The 22,943-nt window shown below is 57.0% G+C and carries 16 protein-coding genes, 1 pseudogene and 1 riboswitch; of the genes and pseudogenes, 6 read left to right on the top strand and 11 right to left on the bottom strand.

Annotated features, from left to right (window positions below; translation table 11 throughout):
• Positions 1-293: 293 nt before the first annotated feature.
• Together murI and btuB are read right to left on the bottom strand one after the other, a co-directional pair.
• Complete coding sequence (gene murI / locus ACOTX7_RS17435; RefSeq protein WP_047354372.1) at positions 294-1,145, bottom strand: glutamate racemase; 852 nt, start codon at positions 1,143-1,145, stop codon at positions 294-296.
• Positions 1,090-2,937 (bottom strand): TonB-dependent vitamin B12 receptor BtuB, encoded by a 1,848-nt coding sequence (gene btuB, locus ACOTX7_RS17430; protein WP_221813604.1) that lies wholly within the window; start codon positions 2,935-2,937, stop codon positions 1,090-1,092. Before btuB ends, murI begins: the two co-directional genes overlap by 56 nt.
• Before the next feature lie 66 nt (positions 2,938-3,003).
• Positions 3,004-3,179, bottom strand: a riboswitch (cobalamin riboswitch).
• A 104-nt stretch (positions 3,180-3,283) separates the two neighbouring features.
• Between btuB and trmA the strand changes: the two genes are divergently transcribed.
• On the top strand, positions 3,284-4,384 hold the full coding sequence (gene trmA, locus ACOTX7_RS17425) for a tRNA (uridine(54)-C5)-methyltransferase TrmA (protein ID WP_221813605.1): 1,101 nt from the start codon (positions 3,284-3,286) through the stop codon (positions 4,382-4,384).
• Between the two features lie 90 nt (positions 4,385-4,474).
• Here trmA and ACOTX7_RS17420 read toward each other — a convergent pair whose 3' ends face one another.
• Positions 4,475-4,834, bottom strand: a complete 360-nt coding sequence (locus ACOTX7_RS17420; protein ID WP_006808647.1) for a YijD family membrane protein — start codon at positions 4,832-4,834, stop codon at positions 4,475-4,477.
• A gap of 9 nt (positions 4,835-4,843) precedes the next feature.
• Positions 4,844-5,482, bottom strand: a complete 639-nt coding sequence (gene fabR, locus ACOTX7_RS17415) for an HTH-type transcriptional repressor FabR (RefSeq protein ID WP_003862059.1) — start codon at positions 5,480-5,482, stop codon at positions 4,844-4,846.
• A 196-nt stretch (positions 5,483-5,678) separates the two neighbouring features.
• Here fabR and sthA point away from each other — a divergent pair, with 196 nt between their 5' ends.
• Positions 5,679-7,079, top strand: coding sequence for a Si-specific NAD(P)(+) transhydrogenase (gene sthA, locus ACOTX7_RS17410; RefSeq protein WP_003862057.1), 1,401 nt, complete (start codon positions 5,679-5,681; stop codon positions 7,077-7,079).
• On the opposite strand, the gene oxyR is transcribed toward sthA, so the two are convergent.
• The 4 genes from oxyR to argC all read right to left on the bottom strand — a co-directional run bounded on the left by oxyR (position 7,062) and on the right by argC (position 11,511).
• Complete coding sequence (oxyR, locus tag ACOTX7_RS17405) at positions 7,062-7,979, bottom strand: DNA-binding transcriptional regulator OxyR (protein WP_006808649.1); 918 nt, start codon at positions 7,977-7,979, stop codon at positions 7,062-7,064. The two genes, sthA and oxyR, sit on opposite strands and share 18 nt — an antisense overlap.
• A gap of 295 nt (positions 7,980-8,274) precedes the next feature.
• On the bottom strand, positions 8,275-9,648 hold the full coding sequence (gene argH / locus ACOTX7_RS17400) for an argininosuccinate lyase (RefSeq protein ID WP_221257185.1): 1,374 nt from the start codon (positions 9,646-9,648) through the stop codon (positions 8,275-8,277).
• A gap of 75 nt (positions 9,649-9,723) precedes the next feature.
• On the bottom strand, positions 9,724-10,500 hold the full coding sequence (gene argB, locus ACOTX7_RS17395; protein WP_006808651.1) for an acetylglutamate kinase: 777 nt from the start codon (positions 10,498-10,500) through the stop codon (positions 9,724-9,726).
• Between the two features lie 6 nt (positions 10,501-10,506).
• Entirely contained in the window at positions 10,507-11,511 is a 1,005-nt protein-coding gene (gene argC, locus ACOTX7_RS17390; RefSeq protein ID WP_214592545.1) for an N-acetyl-gamma-glutamyl-phosphate reductase, read from the bottom strand.
• 88 nt (positions 11,512-11,599) lie between these two features.
• Between argC and argE the strand changes: the two genes are divergently transcribed.
• The 4 genes and pseudogenes from argE (at position 11,600) to gldA (ending at position 17,024) form a co-directional block, all read left to right on the top strand.
• A complete protein-coding gene (argE, locus tag ACOTX7_RS17385) occupies positions 11,600-12,751 on the top strand; it encodes an acetylornithine deacetylase (RefSeq protein ID WP_006808653.1) in 1,152 nt (383 codons plus the stop codon).
• Between the two features lie 311 nt (positions 12,752-13,062).
• A complete protein-coding gene (ppc, locus tag ACOTX7_RS17380) occupies positions 13,063-15,714 on the top strand; it encodes a phosphoenolpyruvate carboxylase (protein ID WP_017383108.1) in 2,652 nt (883 codons plus the stop codon).
• Between the two features lie 77 nt (positions 15,715-15,791).
• Positions 15,792-15,908: pseudogene (locus tag ACOTX7_RS17375) on the top strand (fructose-bisphosphate aldolase); the annotation flags it as partial.
• Positions 15,909-15,920: 12 nt separating this feature from the next.
• The gene (gene gldA / locus ACOTX7_RS17370; protein WP_221256655.1) at positions 15,921-17,024 is read left to right on the top strand and encodes a bifunctional L-1,2-propanediol dehydrogenase/glycerol dehydrogenase; all 1,104 of its coding nucleotides are present in this window, start codon (positions 15,921-15,923) and stop codon (positions 17,022-17,024) included.
• 41 nt (positions 17,025-17,065) lie between these two features.
• Here the strand turns inward: gldA and katG are convergent, their stop codons facing one another.
• From katG to ACOTX7_RS17355, 3 genes are all read right to left on the bottom strand, one after another.
• Entirely contained in the window at positions 17,066-19,246 is a 2,181-nt protein-coding gene (gene katG / locus ACOTX7_RS17365) for a catalase/peroxidase HPI (protein WP_221256656.1), read from the bottom strand.
• A 143-nt stretch (positions 19,247-19,389) separates the two neighbouring features.
• Complete coding sequence (metF, locus tag ACOTX7_RS17360; RefSeq protein ID WP_006808658.1) at positions 19,390-20,280, bottom strand: methylenetetrahydrofolate reductase; 891 nt, start codon at positions 20,278-20,280, stop codon at positions 19,390-19,392.
• A gap of 229 nt (positions 20,281-20,509) precedes the next feature.
• Positions 20,510-22,942 (bottom strand): bifunctional aspartate kinase/homoserine dehydrogenase II, encoded by a 2,433-nt coding sequence (locus ACOTX7_RS17355; RefSeq protein WP_003862044.1) that lies wholly within the window; start codon positions 22,940-22,942, stop codon positions 20,510-20,512.
• Position 22,943 lies beyond the last annotated feature (1 nt).

Here is a 22,943-nt window from a genome sequence, read left to right as displayed (position 1 = left end):
ATCCATGTCACTTTGAGTGCCCACACAGATTGTCTGATAAATTGTTAAAGAGCAGTTGCAACGCGGCTTTCAGCTCATCGCTGCGAGGTCCCGTATATTACGTTTTCCTCATTCAGAGTCAAGCAATTATTTTCACTTTTCTCTGTTGGCGTTCATCTCTGAACCCCGCTGTCCCGGCGGCTTGTAAGCCGTTGTTCCGTGTCAGTGGAGGCGCATTATAGGGAGTTCTCAGACGTTGACAACCCCTCTTTGAAAAAAAACGTTCAACCGTCTCTTTTTTGCTCAAAACCGTGCTACAGCGCCAGTTTTTCGAGCGTTTCGAAGCCATAACGCTGCAAAACGGGCAAAAGTTGTTCGGTTTCTTTTGTTATCGCCATACAGAACGCGATGTTTGCATCCGCTGATTTCGCATCCGGCGCCTCGTGTTCCAGCAGCCAGGCCGTCCGACGCGCAATCGCCGCACCGGAATCCACCAGCCGGGTCCCTTCAGGCAGAACCTTTAACAGCTCCTCCTGTAATAGCGGGAAATGGGTGCAGCCAAGAACAACCGTATCCGGTGGTTCCTGCATCCGCAGCCACGGACGCAGAATGCGGCGCAGCTCTTCAAGCGATACCGTCTCGCCGTGCAGTTTCGCTTCCGCCATTTCCACCAGCTCCGCAGAGCCGAGCATGGCGATCTGGCATTCGTTGGCAAAGCGCTCAATAAGCTCACGCGTATAAGGACGTTTTACCGTACCGCGCGTAGCCAGCAACCCCACAATGCCGTTCGCCGTCAGACGCGCCGCAGGTTTGATTGCCGGGACAACGCCCACAACCGGGAACGGGAATTTTTCGCGCAGGGCAGGAAGAGAGACCGTGCTTGCCGTATTACAGGCAATGACCGCCAGCGCCAGGGGATAACGCTTTTGTACCGCGGTGACGATTTCAACCACACGCTCAACAATAAAGTCTTCACTCTTTTCCCCATACGGGAACGCGACGTTATCGAAGGCGTAGATGTAATGGAGATCCGGCAGGAGCTGCCGAATCTCATCATAGACCGAAAGCCCACCGACGCCGGAATCGAACACCAGCACGGTGGGACGCGGATCAGAAGGTGTAGCTGCCAGACAAGGTGTATTCCCGTCCTGCAGTTTGGTAGCCATAAACTGTCTCGTAATCTTTATCGAACAGGTTGGCTATTTTACCACGAACTGTGAGATGAGAGGTGACAGGATATGAAACCGCGACATCCCAGAGGCTGACGCCGCCCATTTTAACTTTCTCTGACGGATAGGTTCCAAAGTCGGTGTCGTAGCGTGTGCCGAGATAGTGATACGTCAGGCTCCAGTCAACATCATAGATCTGCGTATCGAGCTGATACTTCACCTGCTGCTTAGCACGACGATCCAGAAGTTGGTTGGTTGCCGCATTGCGGGCATCCACATAGTCGTAGCCCACGGTATGCGTCAACGGACCCGTATCAAACGACGCTGTCGCTTCTACACCTTTAATGCGTGCTTTGCCGACGTTGTAATATTGCTGAAGGTTATTATTGAAGTCGATGAGATTATCAACGTCATTACGATACCCGGATACGCGCCAGCTCACGCCCGCCGTCAGGCCTTCAAACGCCCCTTCCCACTGCTTGCTCTCTTCAGGATCAAGATGGGCATTGCCGTAGAAGCCATAGAGCTGACCCAGATTCGGCGCTTTATAGGCCGTGCCATAAGAGGCTATGAAGCGGTAACCGTCAACGAACTCCCAGGCTGCGCTACTTTGCCAGGTACCATGACGACCAAACTGAGAGTTGTCATCGCTGCGGGCCGCCGCCTCCAGAGTGAAATCTCCAAACTGCTGCAACCCGGTCAGGTAGACGCCGGTGTTACGCAGGTCGTAGGCGTTAGTTACGTAGTTGGTACCCGGCTCGGTGCTCTGCTTCTGCCAGTCAACGCCCGCGCCGATGTTGCCATGCCCCACGTCAACAGAGTTGGTCCACTGAACGTTGTACTGTTTGATTTCATCCAGGGTAGCCGTGGAATCATAGCGTCCAAGATGCGGATCGTAATTGTAGTCTTTGCTGTGACTGTAGCTGGAGAGCAACTGTGAATGGAAAATATCCTGGTTAAACCGCAATCCGGCATCCCAGGTCTGGCTATAGAGCTGGCGGGTATCGACCAGTACATCAGGGGAAAATGAACTGTAATAGCCGTCATAGGCGGTACGATTGCTGTAACCATAGCCGCGAACGAAACCACTCCATTGTTCAGAGAAAGCATGCTCCAGTGCGCCGTAGAGCGTTTTATTCATAAAACCGTCGCGATCGGTCTGGGCAAGGCCGCCATTATTACCGTCCGCAACGACGTCAAAACCTTTTGTGTAGGTGTAATCCCCTGCCAGCGTAACGCGCGTACTGTCACCCAACGTTTGCTGGGTGCTGCCACCATAATTCTGGAAGCCGTGCGTCCCAACGCCAGCATTCAGCGTTGTGCCATCCTTCGCACGCGTAGTGATAATGTTGACTACGCCACCAATCGCATCCGAGCCGTACACTGCCGAACGCGGTCCACGAATGTATTCGATGCGTTGCACCAGGGAGATCGGAAACTGGCTGAGATCGGACGACCCCGTAACGCCCGCCTGGTTAAGGCGGATGCCATCGACGAGAATCAGGACGTGGCTGGAGTTCGTACCGCGAATAAAGAGAGAAGAGAGCTGCCCCATCCCGCCATTTTGCGCCGTATCTACGCCGGGCAGGCGACGCATGACATCCAGAACCGTGGTGGATTGCCAGCGATCGATATCGGCCCGCGTCACGACAGACGTTGCAGCCAGAACAGATTTTTCAGGTTGTTCAAAACGGTTTGCTGTCACCACCAACGAGTCAGCGCTTTCCTGCGCCCAGCCCGAAAATGCCGTGACGGACAACGCCGTCAACAGCGATACTTTTTTAATCATTGTTAAAGCATCCACAATATAAGAAGGATGCCGCAGGCCTCATCGATAGCACGCGATGATGAAACCAAATGCGACGTGATCCCGGCAGGTCTTCGGGCTGGGTGGCGTTATACGGATGAAGACTTCCCGTTTTCACAGTGTCTACAACTCTCATCCCGCCAGTCTTTACCGCTGCGCGTCAGCTCCAGATTTACACTGGATTCCCTTTTCACTCTCAGGAGACCGGAAACAGAATGCTACAATTAGACACGTATAGATGTCCAGACAGCTATTAGCCATTAAATCTGGACATCCACTGCACAATCCCTACAATCCCCGCGTAATTCTTTATCACTCAGGACGCATCATGACCCCCGAACACCTCCCGACAGAACAGTACGACGCACAGCTGGCAGAAAAAGTTGTCCGCCTGCAAAGTATGATGACGCCTTTCAACGCGCCCGTTCCCGAGGTGTTTCGTTCTCCGGTCAGCCACTACCGTATGCGCGCCGAATTCCGCATCTGGCACGACGGCGATGACCTGTACCACATCATTTTCGATCAGCAGACGAAATCCCGTATTCGCGTAGACAGTTTTCCGGCGGCGAGCGAACTGATTAACCAGTTGATGACGCTGATGATCGACGGTGTGCGCAACAATCCGGTGCTGCGCAACAAGCTGTTCCAGATCGACTACCTGACCACCCAAAGCAATCAGGCCATTGTCTCTCTGCTCTATCACAAAGCGCTGACCGACGAGTGGCGCGAACAGGCAGAAACCCTGCGTGATGCGCTGCGGGCGCAGAACATTAACGTGCACCTGATTGGCCGCGCGACTAAAACCAAAATCATGCTCGATCAGGATTACATCGACGAGCGTCTGCCGGTGGCAGGTAAAGAGATGGTTTATCGCCAGGTGGAAAACAGCTTCACCCAGCCGAACGCCGCCATGAACGTGCAGATGCTGGAGTGGGCGCTGAACGCGACGGAAGGATCGACGGGCGATCTGCTGGAACTCTACTGTGGTAATGGCAACTTCTCGCTGGCGCTGGCGCGTAACTTCGAGCGCGTGCTGGCGACGGAAATCGCCAAACCGTCGGTGGCAGCCGCGCAGTACAACATCGCCGCTAACCATATTGATAACGTGCAAATCATTCGTATGGCGGCAGAAGAGTTTACCCAGGCGATGAACGGCGTACGTGAGTTTAACCGCCTGCAAGGGATTGATTTGAAAAGCTACCAGTGTGAGACAATCTTTGTCGATCCGCCGCGCAGTGGCCTGGACAGTGAAACCGAGAAGATGGTGCAGGCGTACCCGCGTATTTTGTACATCTCCTGTAACCCGGAGACGCTGTGCAAGAATCTGGAAACATTGAGCCAGACGCACAAGGTTGAACGTCTGGCGTTGTTCGATCAGTTCCCGTATACGCACCATATGGAGTGCGGCGTACTGCTCACGGCGAAGTAATGTGGGCCTTGTAGGGCAGGTAAGCGAAGCGCCACCTGCCAAAAAAGCCGGATGGCGCTTCGCTTATCCGGCCTACAATGACAAAACCCTTTACTCTGGCAACTGGCTCTTGCGGCTACGCATGCGAGAGCCAATCCAGAACACCAGCGCCACGGACAGCACCGCAGGCAGGAAGTTAGAACCAATATCCGGATACTCTGCACGCACCACGGTACTGTACAACAGTACACCCAGAATAAAACTGGCTGCGGCCAGCCCCGGTAATCCGACAGGCATAGTGCGATTTAAATAACGTTGATGCAGGCAGTACACCGTCAGCACCAGCGCAATAATGGGGAAAATCGAGAACGGTACAATTGAGCTAAACACCGCCGCAAACGTACCATTAATGGATAAGCCAGCGATCAATGCCAGCAACAACGTTCCTTTATCCTGACCTGACTGTTTCATTACTCACCTTCACTCATCGTTTTGATGTGCCAACTTCTCTTGTTCACGGCGATACCAGTAGTACGCACCTTTAGAAATCATCCGCAGCTGCAATACCAGTCGCTCTTCGAGTTGCTTACGTTGTTCAATGCTGACATCCAGCGCTTCGGCACCCGCGCTGAAAACAATCGTCACCATTGCCTCGGCCTGTGCTTCAGTAAACGCACGCGGCATATGGTTTTCGAGTTCAAGATAGTCGGCAAGTTCCGCGATGAAATGCTGAATTTCACGCGCAACGGCGGCACGAAACGCGGCTGACGTGCCGGAACGTTCGCGCAACAGCAGGCGGAACGCGTTAGGGTTATTGCCGATAAATTCCATAAACGTCGAGACGGAGGTGCGGATCACGCTGCCGCCTTTGGCGATACGCTGACGCGCCTGACGCATAAGCTGGCGCAGCATCAAACCGCTCTCGTCGACCATGGTCAGGCCCAGTTCATCCACATCACGGAAATGACGATAGAAGGACGTTGGCGCAATCCCGGCCTCGCGCGCCACTTCACGCAGGCTTAAACTGGCAAAACTCCGCTCAGCACTCAGTTGACTGAATGCGGCTTCCACCAGCGAACGCCGGGTTTTCTCTTTTTGTTGTGCTCTTACGCCCATCACGATAGTTGAATCCTTCCAAAGGCCCGTTGGCACTATACCAGAGAATAAAATTAATCTGTTTACCTGGCTTTGTGAATGATTGTTTACGGGCGGTTTGTGCTCCACTGCCCGAAAAAAGCACAACGATAATTGGGTTACCCTGGCAATGATGTTATGATTCTGTTGCTTTTATGTATAAGAACAGGTAAGCCTTGCCATGCCACATTCCTACGATTACGACGCAATAGTTATTGGTTCCGGCCCCGGCGGCGAAGGTGCTGCTATGGGTCTGGTAAAACAGGGAGCCAGAGTAGCGGTTATTGAGCGCTACCATAATGTCGGCGGCGGTTGCACCCACTGGGGCACCATCCCTTCGAAAGCCCTCCGCCACGCCGTTAGCCGCATTATCGAATTTAACCAGAACCCTCTTTACAGCGACCACTCCCGACTTCTTCGTTCTTCCTTTGCCGATATCCTGAATCACGCAGACACGGTCATTAACCAGCAGACGCGCATGCGTCAGGGTTTCTATGAGCGTAACCACTGTGAAATTCTGCAAGGGAACGCGCATTTTGTGGATGAACACACCCTGGCGCTGGAGTGCCACGACGGTTCGGTCGAGACGCTCACCGCTGAAAAGTTTGTGATTGCCTGCGGTTCCCGTCCGTACCATCCGGCAGACGTGGACTTCTCGCACCCGCGCATTTACGACAGCGACTCCATCCTCAGCCTGCACCACGAGCCACGCCATGTGATCATCTATGGCGCGGGCGTGATTGGCTGTGAATATGCGTCGATCTTCCGGGGAATGGAGGTCAAAGTTGATCTGATCAACACCCGCGACCGGCTGCTGGCGTTCCTCGATCAGGAGATGTCAGATTCCCTCTCCTACCACTTCTGGAACAGCGGGGTGGTGATTCGCCACAACGAAGAGTATGAGAAAATCGAAGGCTGCGACGACGGTGTGATCATGCACCTGAAATCCGGTAAGAAGCTGAAAGCGGACTGCCTGCTGTATGCCAACGGCCGTACCGGCAACACGGATTCATTGCAGCTGGAGAATATTGGGCTTGAAACCGACAGCCGCGGCCAGCTCAAGGTCAACAGCATGTACCAGACTGCGCTGCCGCATGTTTACGCGGTGGGCGACGTGATTGGTTATCCAAGCCTGGCCTCCGCCGCTTACGATCAGGGCCGCATCGCCGCACAGGCTCTGGTGAAAGGTGAGGCGACGGCGCATCTTATTGAAGATATCCCGACAGGCATCTACACCATTCCGGAAATCAGTTCTGTCGGCAAAACCGAGCAGCAGCTGACGGCCATGAAGGTGCCTTACGAGGTGGGTCGTGCCCAGTTTAAACATCTGGCACGGGCGCAAATCGTGGGAATGAGCGTGGGTACGCTGAAGATCCTGTTCCATCGCGAGACGAAAGAGATCCTCGGTATTCACTGCTTCGGTGAACGCGCGGCGGAAATCATTCACATCGGCCAGGCGATCATGGAGCAAAAAGGTGGTGGCAACACCATTGAGTACTTCGTTAACACCACCTTTAACTACCCGACCATGGCGGAAGCCTATCGGGTAGCCGCGCTGAATGGCTTAAACCGCCTGTTTTAACGCGTTGTCGAAATGGCCATCCATCGCACCGCGGATGGCCTCTGCCAGCTGCTCATAGCGGCTGCGCAGCGGTGACCCGGGACGATAAACCAGACCAATGGTGCGACGCGGCTCCGGCTTAATGCACGGCAGATAGACCACGCCATCACGTTTACGCTCGTGCGGCACCGCCAGCGCAGGCAGCAGCGTAATACCGCTTCCCGCCGCGACCATATTACGCAGCGTTTCCAGGCTGGTTGCGCGGAAATGGGTATCTTCATCGGCACCCGCTTCGAAGCAGAAGCCCATCGCCTGATCGCGCAGGCAGTGACCATCTTCCAGCATCAGCAGCTTTTCACCGGCCAGATCGGCCATCGGCACGCGATCGCGGTTCGCCCACGGGTGATCTTCATAGATCGCCAGCATCATCGGCTCATCGAACAGCGGTACTTCAATAAACGCTTCACTCTCTTTGACCAGCGCCAGAATCGCACAGTCGAGCTTGCCGCTGTCTAACTGGGCCAGCAGCTGATGGGTTTGCGCTTCATGCAGGTACATTTCGAGTTTCGGGAACGTCTGGTGCAGCATCGGAATGATTTGCGGCAACAGGTACGGGCCAACGGTTGGGATCAGGCCAATATGCAGCGGGCCGGACATCGCCTCCCCCTGCTGGCTTGCCATTTCCTTGAGCACTTTGACCTCGCGCAGTACGGTGCGCGCCTGATCCACCAGCAGCAGACCTGCCTGCGTGAACAGTACCTTACGGCTGGTGCGCTCCAGCAGCATCACGCCCAGCTCATCTTCCAGCTTGCGGATCTGACCGCTCAGCGTCGGCTGGCTGACGTGGCAGGAGTCTGCCGCGCGGCGAAAATGGCGGTGCTCGGCTAACGCTACCAGGTATTCAAGATCACGAATATTCATTATTCATCCTCCGTCGCCACGATAGTTCATGGCGATAGATAGCATAGCAACGAACGATTATCCCTATCAAGCTTTCTGTTGAATAATACACCACATAGACGAGGCGGCCCGTGTTTGACCCAAAACGACCCCGCACCGTCAGCGAGTTTCTCTCAAAACTCGAAAAACTAAAGCCAACGTGAACTTTTGCGGACCCCGTGGTCCGCTTTTTTTTTGCAAAAAAAAGCCCAACTCAGGGCTGGGCTGGGGTTTTGTAGGTCGGGTAAGGCGAAGCCGCCACCCGACATTTCAGGCATCAAACCAACCGGTTTTTCGCCTCCGCAATCGCCTGCGCTACCTTCTTCGGCGATACGCCGCCTTTCGCTGCACGCTTATCCAGGCACGACTGCAATGCCAGAATCGGGTAGACATCCTCCGCGATAACTGCGCTGAATTTTTGCAGGTCGGCAAGCGCCAGCTCTTCAAGGGCTTTACCCTGACGAATCGCTTCCACCACCGCTTCACCCACAATATGGTGCGCCTCGCGGAACGGTACGCCTTTCGCTACCAGGTAGTCCGCCAGCTCGGTAGAATTAGCATACCCCTGCTGCGCCGCTTCCTGGCAGCGCGGACGTTTCACCTGAATGCCGTCCAGCACCAGCGCCCCCATATGCAGACAGTCCAGCCAGGTGTCGAGCGCGTCGAACAGCCCTTCTTTGTCTTCCTGCATATCTTTGTTATACGCCAGCGGCAGCCCTTTCAGGGTCATCATCATACCGGTCAGCGCGCCCTGCACGCGGCCACATTTACCGCGGATCAGTTCCAGCGCATCCGGGTTTTTCTTCTGCGGCATCAGGGAGGAGCCTGAGGTCACGCGGTCGGATAGCTCCACAAACCCGGCTTCGCCAGAGTTAAAGAAGATCAGATCTTCGGCAAAGCGCGACAGGTGCACCATCCCGATAGAGGCATTCGACAGCAGCTCCAGCACGTGGTCGCGGTCAGAGACGCTATCCAGACTGTTGCGGGTGGCGGAGGCAAAGCCCAGCCAGCCTGCCAGCTGCTCGCGATCGATCTCATATGCCGTACCGGCCAGCGCACCGCTGCCCAGCGGACTGACGTCCAGACGCTTTAAGGTATCCTGTAAACGGCTTTCATCACGCGCCAGCATCTCAACATAGGCCAGACACCAGTGCGCGAACGTCACCGGCTGCGCGCGTTGCAGGTGGGTATAACCCGGCATCACCGCGTCCTGATTGTTCTGCGCGGTGTCCACCAGCGCGCTCTGCAACTGACGATTCGCCGCCAGCAGTTCACCGACGGTCTCTTTACACCACAGCTTCAGGTCGGTCGCAACCTGGTCATTACGGCTACGCCCGGTATGCAGCTTTTTACCCAGCTGGCCGACTTTGTCGATGAGTTTGCCTTCCACCCAGCTGTGAATATCTTCGGCATCGCTCTGGAGGATTTGCTCCGGATCCAGACGCACCTCTTCCAGCAGATTGTTCAGCGCCTCTTCCAGCTGCTGCTGTTCATCTGCGGTCAGCACGCCAACGGTCACCAGCGCTTTGGACCAGGCCACAGAGCCGACAATATCCTGTTCGGCCAGGCGGTAGTCAAAGCGCAAAGAGTCGTTGAACTGGTTGAACCGCTGATCCGCTGCCTGTGTAAAACGCCCACCCCAAAGTGCCATAACATCGTTCCTTTATTCGTTAGTTCCGCCGGGTGGCGCTTCGCTTACCCGGCCTACGGTCATTCAATAAAAAACTTACGCCAGAATACGTGTGCCAATCGGCGTGCCGTTAAACAGCGCCGGGAGCTGCTCCGCGTGGCGCCAGGAGGCGATATCCACCGGACGACCCAGCGTGCGGGCCGCATCCAGCGCGGCGTTCACTTTAACGATCATGCCGTCGGTAATAATGCCCTGATCGATCAGCTGCTCGGCTTTCGCGGCAGTCATTTCCGCAATGCGCTGGCCTTTGCCGTCCAGAATGCCGCTCACGTCGGAGAGCAGGATCAGGTCTGCGCCCAGCGTGGCCGCCAGCGCGGTTGCCGCCTGGTCCGCGTTGACGTTCATCAGCTCGCCCTCTTCGGTCACGCCGATAGAACTCACTACCGGCAGGAAACCGCCTTCCAGCAGGGTGTTAATCAGCTTAGGCGAACCTGGCTGCGCCAGTCCAACATGACCAAGCTCTTCGTCGAGCTGGGTCACTTTTACGCTGTCGCCGTCGCCCAGGTAGAGGCCAACGGACGCAATGTGGTGTTTCTTCGCCCACGCCAGCAGCGTTTTATTCGCCGTACCCGCCAGCGCACCGGTGATGATGTCAATCTGGTCAGCAGGGGTGACGCGCAGGCCGTTCTTCTTTTTCACCGGCAGGTTGAGCCCTTTCATCAGCTCATCCACCACGCAGCCGCCGCCGTGCACAATCACCAGCGGACGTTGATGTGATTCGCGATAGTTCACCAGCGCGGTAAACAGACGCTCCAGCGCTTCTTCGCTGTCCAGCAGTACACCACCGAGTTTGATAATTAATGGATTCATCATCACACCTTAAATAAGAGCCTGCGTTTCAGGGAAGCCGAAACGAATATTTGCACACTGCATTGCCTGTGCGGCAGCGCCTTTGAGTAAGTTGTCTTCTGCGGCGACCACAATCAGATGCTCGCCCTGCACGGCGAAGCCGATGTCGCAGAACGGCAGGCCAACCACGTTTTTCAACGCCGGCACACCTTTGTCATACAGGCGCACAAGCGGTTTATCCGCATACGCCTGCGTGAAGACCTCGCTCACCTGCTCTTTGGTCACGCCCGGCTTCAGGCGGCAGGTAATGGTTTCGAGGATCCCGCGCGGAAAGCTGCCCAGGTGCGGAGTAAAAATCACCTCCGCCCCCAGATGGGTGGTGATTTCAGGGTGATGACGGTGATTAAACACGCCATACGGCTGAAGGCTCACTTCGCAGAAGCTGTTGGAGATCGCCGCTTTGCGCCCGGCACCGCTCACGCCGCTGGTGGCGTTGATCACTGGCCACTGGCTCAGATCCAGCAGACCCGCGTCGATCAGTGGCTTCAGGGAAAGCTGCGCCGCCGTCGGGTAGCAGCCCGGCACGGCAACCAGGTTCGCTTCTTTCAGTTTATCTGCGCTCCACTCCGCCAGGCCATACACCGCTTTTTCGAGCAGATCCGGGTGCTGATGGGTGAAACCGTAATATTTTTCGTAGAACGCGCTGTCGTTAACGCGAAACGCGCCGGAGAGATCAAAGACCACGCAGCCAGCCGCTAAAAACTGCGGTGCCAGGTCGTGGCTGACTTCATGCGCCGTGGCTAAAAACACCACGTCAACGCCGTCGGTGAACTCGCTGATATCAGACATCGGCTGCAAAGGCAGATCGACAATGCCCTTAAGCTGCGGATGCAAATCGGAAATTAACTTTCCGGCATCATTGCTTTGCGCTGACACGGTCAAAGCGGTTATGGTCATATGAGGGTGGCGATTTACGTAGCTTACAAGCTCTGCGCCCGCATAACCGCTAGCGCCTACAATCAGCGTATTCAACATCGGGTTCCTTTATGCTCAACGTTAATGTATTTTTATTCACATTTATTGCATGAATATTGATACTATCACGACCTAAGGTGTGTCAACAATGAAAATGAACTTACCGCCATTTATCGAGATTTACCGCGCCCTGATTGCCACACCCTCCATCAGCGCGACGGAAGAAGCACTGGATCAGAGCAATGAGTCTTTAATCAATCTGCTGGCGGGTTGGTTTAGCGATCTTGGGTTTAACGTTGAGGTTCAGCCCGTCCCCGGAACACGCCACAAATTTAACCTGCTCGCCAGTACCGGACATGGCGCTGGCGGCCTGCTGCTGGCTGGCCACACCGACACCGTGCCGTTTGACGATGGCCGCTGGACGCGCGATCCGTTCACCCTGACCGAGCATGACAACAAGCTTTATGGTCTGGGCACCGCCGACATGAAAGGCTTCTTCGCCTTTATCCTCGACGCGCTGCGTGACGTGGACGTGACAACCCTGAAAAAGCCGCTCTACATTCTGGCGACCGCCGATGAAGAGACCAGCATGGCGGGCGCACGTTATTTCTCTGAAAATACGTCGATTCGCCCGGACTGCGCGATCATCGGCGAACCGACCTCCCTTCAACCGATTCGTGCCCATAAAGGCCATATCTCTACCGCCGTGCGCGTGCTCGGCCAGTCCGGCCACTCCAGCGATCCGGCGCGCGGCGTGAACGCCATCGAGCTGATGCATGACGCCATTGGCCGCATCATGGCCCTGCGCGACGACCTGAAAGAGCGGTATCACTACGAGGCGTTCACCGTGCCTTATCCAACGCTGAACCTCGGCAGCCTGCACGGCGGCGATGCGTCCAACCGTATCTGTGCCTGCTGCGAGCTGCATATGGATATCCGTCCGCTGCCGGGCATGACGCTGAGCGATCTGGATGGCTTACTGAACGAAGCGCTGGCGCCAGTGAGCGAGCGCTGGCCGGGACGTCTGACGGTTTCTGAATTGCATCCACCGATTCCAGGCTACGAATGCCCGCCGGACCACCAGCTGGTCGAAGTGGTGGAAAAGCTGCTCGGTGAGAAAACCGACGTGGTGAACTACTGCACCGAAGCACCGTTTATTCAGACGCTGTGCCCGACGCTGGTTCTGGGTCCAGGCTCCATTAATCAGGCCCATCAGCCAGATGAATATCTGGAAACACGCTTCATCAAGCCCACCCGCGAGCTGATTACCCAGGTTGTTCATCACTTCTGCTGGCATTAATTAAAAACTCCCCCCTCACCCTAACCCTCTCCTCAGAGGGGAGAGGGAATTTGAACACCCTCTCCCCTCTGGGGAGAGGGCAGGGTGAGGGGAAAAATCCCGCGATCTCCGTCACATTCCCATAAGCATCTCTTATCTGACGCAATGCGAATTAAATTTCGTAAATTGCCCGCATTTATTCGTTTGCTGAACCGTTTTCGCAGCAATTGACGACGGGGGTTTTACGTGGCTTTATAAAGGGAGATGACAAAATAATGTCCAGAAGATTTTCGCATGGGCATAAACAAAAATGATGGGGTGACTGGGTTTTTATGAACGAACAATATTCCGCGTTGCGTAGTAATGTCAGTATGCTCGGCAAAGTGCTTGGAGATACCATCAAAGACGCACTGGGGGAAAATATCCTCGACCGCGTTGAAACCATCCGCAAGCTGTCTAAATCTTCCCGCGCCGGTAACGAGGCCAATCGTCAGGAGCTGCTCACCACCTTGCAGAACCTCTCCAACGATGAGCTGCTGCCCGTTGCCCGCGCCTTCAGCCAGTTCCTGAATCTGGCAAACACCGCTGAGCAATACCACAGCATTTCGCCGAAAGGCGAAGCGGCCAGCAACCCGGAAGTCATTGCCCGCACCCTGCGCAAACTCAAAGACCAGCCCGACCTCAACGAAGCCACAATCAAAAAAGCGGTGGAATCCCTTTCGCTGGAGCTGGTGCTGACCGCACACCCAACTGAAATCACCCGTCGTACGCTGATCCACAAAATGGTGGAAGTGAACAACTGTCTGAAACAGCTGGATAACAAAGACATCGCCGACTATGAACGTAACCAGCTGATGCGCCGTCTGCGCCAGCTAATTGCCCAGTCCTGGCACACGGATGAAATTCGTAAGCACCGCCCAAGCCCGGTCGACGAAGCCAAATGGGGCTTTGCGGTGGTGGAAAACAGCCTGTGGGAAGGTGTACCTAACTATCTGCGCGAGCTGAACGAACAGCTGGAAGAGAACCTCGGCTACCGTCTGCCGGTCGACTTTGTGCCGGTACGCTTTACCTCCTGGATGGGCGGCGACCGCGACGGCAACCCGAACGTGACCGCGGAGATCACCCGCCACGTCCTGCTGCTGAGCCGCTGGAAAGCGACCGATCTGTTCCTGAAAGATATTCAGGTGCTGATCTCCGAACTGTCGATGGTAGAAGCGACGCCGGAACTGCGCGCGCTGGCGGGTGAAGAAGGCGCCAGCGAGCCTTACCGTTTCCTGATGAAAAAACTGCGCGGTCAGCTGATGGCGACTCAGGCCTGGCTGGAAGCGCGTCTGAAAGGCCAGCGCCTGCCGAAGCCGGAAGGTCTGCTGAGCCAGAACGAACAGCTCTGGGAGCCGCTGTACGCCTGCTATAAATCGCTCCAGGCCTGTGGGATGGGCATCATCGCCAACGGCGAACTGCTCGACACCCTGCGCCGCGTGAAGTGTTTCGGCGTGCCGCTGGTGCGTATCGACGTCCGTCAGGAAAGCACCCGCCATACGGAAGCGCTGGGCGAGCTGACCCGCTATCTCGGCATCGGCGACTATGAAAGCTGGTCAGAAGCCGACAAACAGGCGTTCCTGATCCGCGAGCTGAACTCCAAGCGCCCGCTGCTGCCGCGCAACTGGGAGCCAAGCAACGACACCCGCGAAGTGCTCAACACCTGTAAAGCGATCGTGGATGCGCCGAAAGGATCGGTGGCCGCCTATGTGATCTCCATGGCGAAAACCCCGTCCGACGTGCTGGGCGTTCACCTGCTGCTGAAAGAAGCGGGCATTGACTACGCTCTGCCGGTGGCTCCGCTGTTTGAGACCCTCGATGACCTGAACAACGCCAACGACGTCATGACCCAGCTGCTGAACATCGACTGGTATCGCGGCTTTATTCAGGGCAAACAGATGGTGATGATTGGCTATTCCGACTCCGCAAAAGATGCGGGCGTGATGGCGGCTTCCTGGGCGCAGTACCAGGCGCAGGACGCGCTAATCAAAACCTGCGAGAAAGCCGGTATTGAACTGACCCTGTTCCACGGACGCGGCGGATCCATTGGCCGTGGCGGTGCACCTGCACACGCAGCGCTGCTCTCTCAACCACCGGGAAGCCTGAAAGGCGGCCTGCGCGTGACCGAGCAGGGCGAGATGATCCGCTTCAAGTACGGCCTGCCGGAAGTGACCATCAGCAGCCTGTCGCTCTATACCAGTGCGATCCTGGAAGCCAACCTGCTGCCGCCGCCGGAGCCAAAAGAGTCCTGGTGCCGGATTATGGACGAGCTGTCAGACATCTCCTGCGATCTGTACCGCGGCTACGTGCGTGAAAATAAAGATTTCGTCCCTTACTTCCGTTCAGCCACGCCTGAACAGGAGCTGGGTAAACTGCCGCTGGGTTCGCGTCCGGCCAAGCGTCGCCCGACCGGCGGTGTCGAATCCCTGCGCGCCATACCGTGGATCTTCGCCTGGACGCAGAACCGCCTGATGCTGCCCGCCTGGCTGGGTGCCGGTGCCGCGCTGCAAAAAGTGGTGGAAGACGGTAAGCAGAGCGAACTGGAAACCATGTGCCGCGACTGGCCGTTCTTCTCAACCCGTCTGGGGATGCTGGAGATGGTCTTCTCGAAAGCCGACCTGTGGCTGGCGGAATACTACGATCAGCGTCTGGTGAAACCAGAGCTGTGGGCGCTGGGTAAAGAGCTGCGCGAGCTGCTGGAAGGCGACATTAAAGTGGTGCTGGATATTGCCAACGACTCCCACCTGATGGAAGACCTGCCGTGGATCGCCGAGTCTATCCAGCTGCGTAATATTTACACCGACCCGCTGAACGTTTTACAGGCTGAACTGCTGCACCGTTCCCGCCTGGCGGAAGAGGAAGGTAAAGAGCCGGATCCGCGCGTTGAACAGGCGCTGATGGTAACAATTGCAGGCGTTGCGGCGGGTATGCGCAACACCGGTTAATGCTCGGTGCCCGGCAGCGTTACGCTTGCCGGGCACATCTCGATCTCTCCCCTTCCCTGATATCCCTCTCATTTTTTGCCACCTGTCAGGCAATCACGTTTCCCTTAGACGTAGCGCAACAAAAGTCCGGCACGCCGGGAGTAGAGTCACTCTTAGTGCAGTTCGAACAGGACAGGATTTACCTCAAACACTAAGGGAGTAATGTTATGGACCGTATCATTCAATCGCCGGGGAAATACATCCAGGGCGCAGATGTTCTCACCCGTCTCGGCGACTACCTGAAGCCGCTGGCGAATCGCTGGCTGGTGGTGGGCGATAAATTTGTGCTGGGTTTTGCTGAAGAAACCCTGCGGCAGAGTTTTAAAAATGCCGGACTCCATGCCGAAATCGCACCTTTTGGCGGCGAATGTTCGCAAAATGAAATCGATCGTCTGAAAAAGCTGGCAGACAGCGCCGACTGCCTGGCGGTGCTGGGGATCGGCGGCGGTAAAACGCTGGATACCGCCAAAGCGCTGGCCCACTTTATGGACGTGCCGGTGGCCATTGCCCCGACCATTGCCTCCACCGATGCGCCGTGCAGCGCCCTCTCCGTGATTTATACCGACAGTGGCGAGTTTGATCGCTACCTGATGCTGCCGCACAACCCGAACATGGTAATAGTCGACACCAAAGTGGTGGCAGGCGCACCTGCGCGCCTGCTGGCCGCCGGGATAGGCGATGCCCTCGCAACCTGGTTTGAAGCGCGCGCCTGCTCACGCAGCGGTGCTACCACCATGGCAGGCGGCAAGTGCACGCAGGCGGCGTTAGCGCTGGCTGAACTGTGCTACAACACGCTGGTTGAAGAAGGTGAGAAGGCGATGCTCGCGGCGGAACAGCACGTGGTCACGCCTGCTCTGGAACGCATTATCGAAGCCAACACTTATCTGAGCGGTGTGGGCTTTGAAAGCGGCGGGCTGGCGGCGGCTCACGCCATTCACAACGGCGTGACGGCGGTACCGGATGCGCACCATTTCTATCATGGTGAAAAGGTCGCGTTCGGCACGCTGACGCAGCTGGTACTGGAGAACGCACCGGTTGAAGAAATTGAGACCGTCGCCGCGCTTTGCCACAGCGTTGGGCTGCCGATCACCCTGGCGCAGCTGAACATCAAAGAGGATATCCCGGCCAAAATGCGGCTGATCGCGGAGGCGTCCTGTGCCGAAGGGGAAACCATTCACAACATGCCTGGCGGCGTAACGCCGGATCAGGTGTATGCGGCGCTGCTGGTGGCGGACCAGTACGGACAGCGATTCTTGCAGGAGTGGGAGTAACGAAAAGGCCGGGTGGCGGCTACGCCTACCCGGCACAAGGGTTACTTCACGTCAAACCGATCCAAATCCATCACTCGCGCCCAGGCGGCAACGAAGTCGCGGACGAACTTCTCGTGTGCATCGCTGCTGGCGTAAACTTCGGCCAGCGCACGCAGGACGGCGTTGGAGCCGAAGACCAGGTCGGCGCGGGTGGCGGTGTATTTCACGTCGCCGCTGGCGCGATCGCTACCGGTAAACAGCTCGTTTGAGTCGTCAGCCGCTTTCCACTGGGTGTTCATATCCAGCAGATTCACGAAGAAGTCGTTGCTCAGCACGCCCTCGCGGTTGGTGAACACGCCATTTTTGCTGCCATCGAAGTTTGCGCCCAGTACGCGCAGACCGCCGATCAGCACCGTCAGTTCCGGCGCGGTCAGGGTCAGCTGTTGAGCTTTATCAATCAACAGTGACTCGGTGGTGGACACATCTACCTGCGCACGGTAGTTGCGGAAGCCGTCGGCAATCGGTTCGAGCAGGTTAAACATCTCGATATCCGTCTGGTCCTGACGCGCATCCACGCGGCCTGGGGTAAACGGAACGTTGACGTAAACGCCTGCCGCTTTCGCCGCCTGTTCGACGCCCACAACGCCTGCCAGCACGATGATATCGGCCAGTGAAGCTTTATTCGTGGTGCGCTGGATTGCTTCCAGAGCCGGTAACGCCCGCACCGCCGCAGCGTTCACATCCCAGTCGCGCTGAGGCGCCAGCGCCAGACGCGCGCCGTTGGCACCGCCACGCTTGTCACCGCCGCGGAAGGTCGATGCCGACGCCCAGGCCACGGAAACCAGCTCGCTCACGGAGAGACCAGAGGCCGCGATTTCCGCTTTCAGGCTTTCAATATCTTCCTGCGTCGGATGGAACACCGGCTGAGGCAGCGGATCCTGCCAAATCAGATCTTCTTTCGGCACTTCCGGACCAATATAACGGGATTTCGGCCCCATATCGCGGTGGGTCAGCTTAAACCACGCGCGCGCAAAGGCTTCGTTGAAGGCCTGCGGATCGTTCAGGAAGCGACGGGAAATTTTCTCGAATTCCGGGTCAAAACGCAGCGTCAGGTCGGTGACCAGCATGGTTGGCTTGCGTTTTTTCGACGGGTCGAACGGGTCAGGCATAATTTCCGGCGCATCCACGGCTTCAAACTGAATTGCGCCCGCCGGGCTACGCGTCTGCACCCATTCGTATTTGAACAGGTTCTCGAAGAAGTAGTTGCTCCACTGGGTCGGGGTTTGTGACCAGATGACTTCCAGCCCGGAGGTGATGGCGTCAGCGCCAATACCGGTGCCGTGCGTGCTGGCCCAGCCCAGGCCCTGCGCTTCAATCGGCGACGCTTCCGGGTCAGTGCCAACGTGCGTGGCTTCGCCTGCGCCGTGCGTTTTACCGAGCGTATGGCCGCCTGCAATCAGCGCGACGGTCTCTTCGTCGTTCATGCCCATATTGCCAAAGGTAGCGCGGATCGCCGCCGCCGCAGACAGCGGTTCACCGCTGGCGTTTGGCCCTTCCGGGTTAACGTAAATCAGGCCCATTTCGGTGGCCGCCAGCGGGCGCTTCGCCAGCGCTTCCGGGTCACGGTGGGTCAGCCAGGCTTTTTCATCGCCCCAGTTCACGTCCAGATCCGGTTCCCAGACGTCTTCACGCCCGGCACCAAAACCAAAGGTTCGGAAGCCGGAGTTTTCCAGCGCCACGTTACCCGCGAGGATAAACAGGTCGGCCCAGGAAATTTTTTGTCCGTATTTTTGCTTAATTGGCCACAGCAGACGGCGAGCCTTATCCAGGCTGACGTTATCCGGCCAGGAGTTCAGCGGCGCAAAGCGTTGCTGACCGCGTCCGGCGCCGCCGCGTCCGTCAACGGAGCGGTAAGTACCGGCGCCGTGCCAGGCCATACGGATAAACAGGCCCGCATAGCTGCCCCAGTCGGCAGGCCACCACGGTTGAGAATCGGTTAAAAGGGCTTTGAGATCGCCTTTAAGGGCGGAATAGTCGAGCTTGCTGAATTCTTTGCGGTAGTCGAAGTCTTCACCCAGAGGGTTCGAACGGTTGGAATGTTGGTTCAGAAGATCGATGCGAAGTTGTTTAGGCCACCACTCTTTGCTGCCGGTACCTGCACCCGCGCTATGATCGACGCCGCCCTGGTGGAACGGACATTTGCCGGCGGATGCCGCGTTATTGGTCTCGTCTGACGTGCTCATCGCTATGCTCCCTTTACAGTGTTACCGTTACGATATACACCACTAGCGATAAGAGATAGTTGAATTAATCCACAGATTCGATAGCCAATACCTTTTAATTTTCTGTTCGATTAAAAAACCCTCATTTTATGAGGGCTTTTACTTTACAGCGCCGGGCGAACACCGAGCGTATGGCAAATCGCGTAACTCATTTCCGCGCGGTTCAGCGTGTAGAAGTGGAAATCTTTCACCCCTTCGCGGCTTAAAATCTTCACCATATCCATCGCGATATTGGCACCCACCAGCTTGCGGGTTTCCGCATCGTCGTCCAGCCCCTCGTACATTTTGGACATCCACAGCGGAATGCGCACGTTGGTCATATCCGCGAATTTCTTCGCCTGTTTAAAGTTCGAGACCGGCAGAATGCCAGGGATGATTTCGACATCAATACCCGCCGAGACGCAGCGGTCGCGAAAGCGCAGGTAGCTTTCAACGTCAAAGAAGAACTGAGTAATTGCGCGGTTGGCACCGGCTTCCACTTTACGCTTCAGGTTGAGCAGATCCGCCTGGGCGCTTTTTGCTTCCGGGTGAACTTCAGGGTAGGCGGCCACGGAGATATCAAAGTCAGCAACGTCTTTCAGCAACCCGACCAGATCGGCGGCAAACATCTCTGGCTTACCGCTGCCTGGCGGGAGGTCGCCGCGCAGGGCCACAATGTGGCGAATGCCGTTATTCCAGTAGTCCTGGGCAATGGCGCGCAGTTCATCGCGGGTGGCGTCGATACAGGTCAGGTGCGGCGCTGCTTCCAGACCGGTTCGGTCTTTAATGCCCTTAATGATGCTGTGTGTGCGGTCACGCTCACCGGAGTTAGCGCCGTAGGTCACGGAGACGAACTTAGGCTTCAGGCTGCTCAGGCGATCGATAGAGCTCCACAGGGTTTGCTCCATTTCACTGGTGCGCGGCGGGAAAAATTCAAAAGAGACATTAATCTGGCCGTTTACTTCAGCCAGGCTCTGATTCAGGGCTTCCCGCTGGTTGGCGTGAAAAAAGCTCATACCTTACCTCTATCTTTCGCGTGTCGTTGTTTGTTGTGTTGTGAACTTCTATACGTTTAGACGTCCAGATGTAAAAATGACGGAAAAGCGGCGTGACGTCAACAGAAATAATCACAATAACGGTGAGGTTTGCTCAGGGAAGATGAGAGAAATTCAGGATGAGGGTGAAGAGGCCCCCTCACCCCAGCCCTCTCCCCAAAGGGGAGAGGGCTGGGGTGAGGGGGAGAGATTACAGCAGCTTAGCCAGACGATTAATGTCGGACTGAATGGCGCCAGCGGTCACATCGCGTCCGGCACCAGGGCCACGGATCACCAGCGGGTTATCGCGATACCAGCGGCTCTCGATGGCGAAGACGTTATCGCACGGCAGCAATGCCGCCAGCGGATGCTCAGGCCGCACCGCCTCTACGCCCACGCGCGCTTTACCGTTCGCCTCAAAGCGTGCCACGTAACGCAGCACCAGCCCCATCTCGTTAGCCGCTTCCAGACGTTGCACCATCTGCTCGTTCAGCTCGTCACCGTTCTCGAAGAAGTGATCGACAGACCCTTCCTCACAGCCCGCTGGCACCAGAGACTCAACGCGTACCTGACCCGGCTCAATGTCGTAGCCCGCTTCACGCGCCAGGATCACCAGCTTACGCATCACATCTTTACCGGCAAGGTCCACGCGCGGATCCGGCTCGGTTAAGCCCTGCTGCCACGCCTGATCCACCAGGTCGGTGAACGGAACGGTGCCATCAAACTGCAAAAACAGCCAGGAGAGCGTGCCGGAGAAGATGCCGCTCAGCGCCAGAATGCTGTCGCCGCTTTCAATCAGGTCGCGCACGGTATGGTTAACCGGCAGACCTGCGCCAACGGTGGCGTTATACAGCCAGTGACGGCCCGTTTTTTCGAATGCGTCATGGATCTGGCGATATTTGTCAGTGCTGCTCGCTCCCGCCAGTTTGTTGGCGCTGATGACGTGGAAACCGTGGCTGGCGAAATCCAGATACTGATCGGCCAGCTGTTCGCTGGCGGTCACGTCCAGCACCACCAGATCGTCATACGGGTGCGCGCGCATCCACAGGAACAGCGACTCTTCGTCCTGCTCAACCGCTTCATCGTTGAAGAAGGCCAGCGCGCGGCTGGCGTCCAGCCCTTCGTAGTTCAGCAGGCTGCGGCGGCTGTCCACCACACCTGCGAGAATGAATTCAAACCCGGTACGCGCCGAAAGCGTCACCTGCTCGCGAGCGAACAGTTCCAGCCAGCGGGAACCGATATTCCCTTTCCCGAACAGTACCAGACCGATGCGTTTTTCCGCGCGGAACAGCGAGGTGTGCAGACCCTGAATCAGGCTTTCGGTTGGCCCCTTGCGCAGCACGGCAACCAGGCTGATGCCCTCTTCCGACTGCCAGGTGAACTCCACCGGCTGGCCCTTCAGCTGCTGCCAGAAGCGGTGGCAGTGCAGCGGATTGCGGGTGACGCCCGCGCCCACCATCGCCACCAGCGCCAGCCCCTGACGCAGGCGAAGCTCGCCCGGCAGGCCCGCTTCATCCAGAATTTTCAGGGCGCTGTCCACCACTTCGGCGGTATAGCAGAACTGCAACAGCTGGCGATCGTTATGTACGCCAACGGCCAGCGGACGCACCTGGGCACGTTTCAGGATGGTGTCGATATCTTTGTGCGCCAGTTTGAAATCCTGGCCCGCAGGCACCTGGAACTCAATCAGGCAAATGTCGTCGTGGCTGGTAACAATGCGCGCGCCCGTGCCGGATGCCAGCACGCGTTCAATGCGGGTAGAACCCTGATCCGGCGTGTAGCTACAGCGTAGTTGCAGGTCGATGTCGCTGCCGGAAACCGGCTGTAGCGTGCGCGCGTGCAGCACCGGGGCCGCCAGACGCGCCAGTTCGCTCGCTTCGTCGAGACGCAGCAGCGGCAGCAGACAGGCATCTTTCACTTTGCGCGGGTCCGCGCTGTAGACACCGGCCACGTCGCTCCAGATGGTGACGCGGGACACGCCCGCCAGCGCACCAATTTGCGTTGCCGAGTAGTCCGAACCGTTACGGCCCAGCAGGACGGTTTCACCCGCGTTGCTGCGGCTGATAAAGCCGGTGACGACAATACGTTTACCGGGATGTTGCACCAGCAGCTGTTGCAGCAGCGGGTAAGACAACCCTTCGTCCACCTGCGGCTGCGCGGCGCGTTCGGCACGCAGAAAATCACGCGCGTCGAGCCAGGCGGCTTCTACGCCAAGATGTTGCAGCACCGCGGCCATCAGACGTGCGGACCACACTTCACCGTGGCCAACCACTTCCGCATACACCGCATCGGTAATGCCGCTGTCCAGCAGGGCCGCCAGACGCTCAAGGTCATGCGTAAAGGCGCTAATCAGCCCGTCCGCCACGTCCGCAGGCAGCAAACCGGCAATCAGTTCGCTCTGGTAACGACGTAAGGACTGTTGCACCTGATGCGCAGAGAGGCGATCGGTCTGGCTCAGTTTCAGCCAGCTAATCAACTGGTTGGTGGTGCTGCCCGCCGCGGAGACAACCATCATGTCCCCCGGCTGTGAATACTCGGTCATGATCCCTGCGACACGCAGGTAACATTTCACATCAGCAAGACTACTACCACCAAACTTGTGCAGCTGACGACCCTTCGCCCCTGCCTGCGCTATCACACTCATG

The sequence above is a fragment of the Enterobacter cloacae complex sp. IR5418 genome, from assembly GCF_049238105.1.
GTDB classification, from domain to species: domain Bacteria; phylum Pseudomonadota; class Gammaproteobacteria; order Enterobacterales; family Enterobacteriaceae; genus Enterobacter; species Enterobacter hormaechei.
Note: the sequence above shows the minus strand (reverse complement) of the source record. Positions and strands in the feature narration are given on the sequence as shown.

What these genes read in the sequence shown, in the direction of transcription:
- sthA (WP_003862057.1), top strand. Translation starts at nt 5,679, where the DNA reads ATGCCACATTCCTACGATTACGACGCAATAGTTATTGGTTCCGGCCCC.
- metF (WP_006808658.1), bottom strand. Translation starts at nt 20,280, where the DNA reads ATGAGCTTTTTTCACGCCAACCAGCGGGAAGCCCTGAATCAGAGCCTG.
- argC (WP_214592545.1), bottom strand. Translation starts at nt 11,511, where the DNA reads ATGTTGAATACGCTGATTGTAGGCGCTAGCGGTTATGCGGGCGCAGAG.
- ACOTX7_RS17420 (WP_006808647.1), bottom strand. Translation starts at nt 4,834, where the DNA reads ATGAAACAGTCAGGTCAGGATAAAGGAACGTTGTTGCTGGCATTGATC.
- trmA (WP_221813605.1), top strand. Translation starts at nt 3,284, where the DNA reads ATGACCCCCGAACACCTCCCGACAGAACAGTACGACGCACAGCTGGCA.
- argE (WP_006808653.1), top strand. Translation starts at nt 11,600, where the DNA reads ATGAAAATGAACTTACCGCCATTTATCGAGATTTACCGCGCCCTGATT.
- argB (WP_006808651.1), bottom strand. Translation starts at nt 10,500, where the DNA reads ATGATGAATCCATTAATTATCAAACTCGGTGGTGTACTGCTGGACAGC.
- murI (WP_047354372.1), bottom strand. Translation starts at nt 1,145, where the DNA reads ATGGCTACCAAACTGCAGGACGGGAATACACCTTGTCTGGCAGCTACA.
- btuB (WP_221813604.1), bottom strand. Translation starts at nt 2,937, where the DNA reads ATGATTAAAAAAGTATCGCTGTTGACGGCGTTGTCCGTCACGGCATTT.
- ppc (WP_017383108.1), top strand. Translation starts at nt 13,063, where the DNA reads ATGAACGAACAATATTCCGCGTTGCGTAGTAATGTCAGTATGCTCGGC.
- ACOTX7_RS17355 (WP_003862044.1), bottom strand. Translation starts at nt 22,942, where the DNA reads ATGAGTGTGATAGCGCAGGCAGGGGCGAAGGGTCGTCAGCTGCACAAG.
- gldA (WP_221256655.1), top strand. Translation starts at nt 15,921, where the DNA reads ATGGACCGTATCATTCAATCGCCGGGGAAATACATCCAGGGCGCAGAT.
- katG (WP_221256656.1), bottom strand. Translation starts at nt 19,246, where the DNA reads ATGAGCACGTCAGACGAGACCAATAACGCGGCATCCGCCGGCAAATGT.
- oxyR (WP_006808649.1), bottom strand. Translation starts at nt 7,979, where the DNA reads ATGAATATTCGTGATCTTGAATACCTGGTAGCGTTAGCCGAGCACCGC.
- argH (WP_221257185.1), bottom strand. Translation starts at nt 9,648, where the DNA reads ATGGCACTTTGGGGTGGGCGTTTTACACAGGCAGCGGATCAGCGGTTC.